At 44.2% G+C, this 434-nt stretch carries 1 protein-coding gene; it reads right to left on the bottom strand.

What is annotated here, in order from left to right; translation table 11 throughout:
- Positions 1-434, bottom strand: a 434-nt coding sequence (locus F931_RS22575) for an Ig-like domain-containing protein (protein ID WP_016140934.1), incomplete at both ends; no start/stop codon positions are given.

Genomic DNA, 434 nt, shown 5'->3' with positions numbered 1-434 from the left:
TTGCAGTCAGACTTGAAGGTGCTGTAGTGTCTGGTGCAACTATTGTTTTTGGTGCGGTAGCATTACCAGATTTGTCCGCAGCCGTTGCACTTAAGCTTTCACCATTTAGGTATGCTTTATCTAGCGTAATCGAGTATTTACCTGTGGCATCAGCTGCGCCTGTACCAACGACAGTTCCTGCAGCATTTTTAACTATTACAACAGCATTCGCTTCAGTTACACCAGCAACAACTTTACCTGCAGCATCTATAGTTGTAGTTAAGCTTGATGGTGCCGTTGTATCTGGTGCAATAATTATTTTCGCGGCTGTAGCATTACCCGATTTGTCCGCAGCCGTTGCACTTAAGCTTTCGCCATTTAGATAGGCTTTATCTAGGGTAACTGAATATTTACCCGTGGTATCGGCATTACCTGTACCAACTACAGTTCCTGCA

It is taken from the genome of Acinetobacter pittii ANC 4050 (assembly GCF_000399685.1).
GTDB lineage: Bacteria > Pseudomonadota > Gammaproteobacteria > Pseudomonadales > Moraxellaceae > Acinetobacter > Acinetobacter pittii_E.
The sequence above is the reverse complement of the archived record's forward strand: the minus strand, read 5'-3'. Positions and strand labels throughout refer to the sequence as shown.